Below are 2,843 nucleotides of genomic sequence, written 5' to 3' on the forward strand. Positions count from 1 at the left end.
GTTTGTGTGTTGTCTCGAACTTTCGGTTCATTGCGTCTTCACACACCGCAATCTGGTCTCTTTCGAGCATTCAGATTGCTTGGGTGTTATATGGTCAAGCCTCACGGGCAATTAGTATTGGTTAGCTCAACGCCTCACAGCGCTTACACACCCAACCTATCAACGTCGTAGTCTTCGACGGCCCTTCAGGGAACTCAAGGTTCCAGTGAGATCTCATCTTGAGGCAAGTTTCCCGCTTAGATGCTTTCAGCGGTTATCTTTCCCGAACATAGCTACCCGGCAATGCCACTGGCGTGACAACCGGAACACCAGAGGTTCGTCCACTCCGGTCCTCTCGTACTAGGAGCAGCCCCTCTCAAATCTCAAACGTCCACGGCAGATAGGGACCGAACTGTCTCACGACGTTCTAAACCCAGCTCGCGTACCACTTTAAATGGCGAACAGCCATACCCTTGGGACCGGCTTCAGCCCCAGGATGTGATGAGCCGACATCGAGGTGCCAAACACCGCCGTCGATATGAACTCTTGGGCGGTATCAGCCTGTTATCCCCGGAGTACCTTTTATCCGTTGAGCGATGGCCCTTCCATACAGAACCACCGGATCACTAAGACCTACTTTCGTACCTGCTCGACGTGTCTGTCTCGCAGTCAAGCGCGCTTTTGCCTTTATACTCTACGACCGATTTCCGACCGGTCTGAGCGCACCTTCGTACTCCTCCGTTACTCTTTAGGAGGAGACCGCCCCAGTCAAACTACCCACCATACACTGTCCTCGATCCGGATAACGGACCTGAGTTAGAACCTCAAAGTTGCCAGGGTGGTATTTCAAGGATGGCTCCACGCGAACTGGCGTCCACGCTTCAAAGCCTCCCACCTATCCTACACAAGCAAATTCAAAGTCCAGTGCAAAGCTATAGTAAAGGTTCACGGGGTCTTTCCGTCTAGCCGCGGATACACTGCATCTTCACAGCGATTTCAATTTCACTGAGTCTCGGGTGGAGACAGCGCCGCCATCGTTACGCCATTCGTGCAGGTCGGAACTTACCCGACAAGGAATTTCGCTACCTTAGGACCGTTATAGTTACGGCCGCCGTTTACCGGGGCTTCGATCAAGAGCTTCGCGTTAGCTAACCCCATCAATTAACCTTCCGGCACCGGGCAGGCGTCACACCCTATACGTCCACTTTCGTGTTTGCAGAGTGCTGTGTTTTTAATAAACAGTCGCAGCGGCCTGGTATCTTCGACCGGCATGAGCTTACGGAGCAAGTCCTTCACCCTCACCGGCGCACCTTCTCCCGAAGTTACGGTGCCATTTTGCCTAGTTCCTTCACCCGAGTTCTCTCAAGCGCCTTGGTATTCTCTACCCAACCACCTGTGTCGGTTTGGGGTACGGTTCCTGGTTATCTGAAGCTTAGAAGCTTTTCTTGGAAGCATGGCATCAACCACTTCGTCACCTGAAAGGTAACTCGTCATCAGCTCTCGGCCTTAAGATCCCGGATTTACCTAAGATCTCAGCCTACCACCTTAAACTTGGACAACCAACGCCAAGCTGGCCTAGCCTTCTCCGTCCCTCCATCGCAATAACCAGAAGTACAGGAATATTAACCTGTTTTCCATCGACTACGCTTTTCAGCCTCGCCTTAGGGACCGACTAACCCTGCGTCGATTAACGTTGCGCAGGAAACCTTGGTCTTTCGGCGTGGGTGTTTTTCACACCCATTGTCGTTACTCATGTCAGCATTCGCACTTCTGATACCTCCAGCAAGCTTCTCAACTCACCTTCACAGGCTTACAGAACGCTCCTCTACCGCATCACTTACGTGATACCCGTAGCTTCGGTGTATGGTTTGAGCCCCGTTACATCTTCCGCGCAGGCCGACTCGACTAGTGAGCTATTACGCTTTCTTTAAAGGGTGGCTGCTTCTAAGCCAACCTCCTAGCTGTCTAAGCCTTCCCACATCGTTTCCCACTTAACCATAACTTTGGGACCTTAGCTGACGGTCTGGGTTGTTTCCCTTTTCACGACGGACGTTAGCACCCGCCGTGTGTCTCCCATGCTCGGCACTTGTAGGTATTCGGAGTTTGCATCGGTTTGGTAAGTCGGGATGACCCCCTAGCCGAAACAGTGCTCTACCCCCTACAGTGATACATGAGGCGCTACCTAAATAGCTTTCGAGGAGAACCAGCTATCTCCGAGCTTGATTAGCCTTTCACTCCGATCCACAGGTCATCCGCTAACTTTTCAACGGTAGTCGGTTCGGTCCTCCAGTCAGTGTTACCTAACCTTCAACCTGCCCATGGATAGATCGCCCGGTTTCGGGTCTATTCCCAGCGACTAGACGCCCTATTAAGACTCGCTTTCGCTACGCCTCCCCTATTCGGTTAAGCTCGCCACTGAAAATAAGTCGCTGACCCATTATACAAAAGGTACGCAGTCACAGAACAAAGTCTGCTCCCACTGCTTGTACGCATACGGTTTCAGGATCTATTTCACTCCCCTCTCCGGGGTTCTTTTCGCCTTTCCCTCACGGTACTAGTTCACTATCGGTCAGTCAGTAGTATTTAGCCTTGGAGGATGGTCCCCCCATATTCAGACAAAGTTTCTCGTGCTCCGTCCTACTCGATTTCATGACTAAGAGACTTTCGCGTACAGGGCTATCACCCACTATGGCCGCACTTTCCAGAGCGTTCCGCTAATCTCAAAGCCACTTAAGGGCTAGTCCCCGTTCGCTCGCCACTACTAAGGGAATCTCGGTTGATTTCTTTTCCTCAGGGTACTTAGATGTTTCAGTTCCCCTGGTTCGCCTCTTGCACCTATGTATTCAGTACAAGATAACCATCTT

General features: G+C 51.7%; 1 rRNA gene. It reads right to left on the reverse strand.

Features of this window, described 5'->3' with window-relative positions:
- Positions 1 to 90: 90 nt before the first annotated feature.
- Positions 91 to 2,843, reverse strand: a 23S ribosomal RNA gene (locus QRN70_RS27705); the annotation flags it as partial.

It is taken from the genome of Pseudomonas sp. efr-133-TYG-5, assembly GCF_030209175.1.
Lineage (GTDB): Bacteria > Pseudomonadota > Gammaproteobacteria > Pseudomonadales > Pseudomonadaceae > Aquipseudomonas.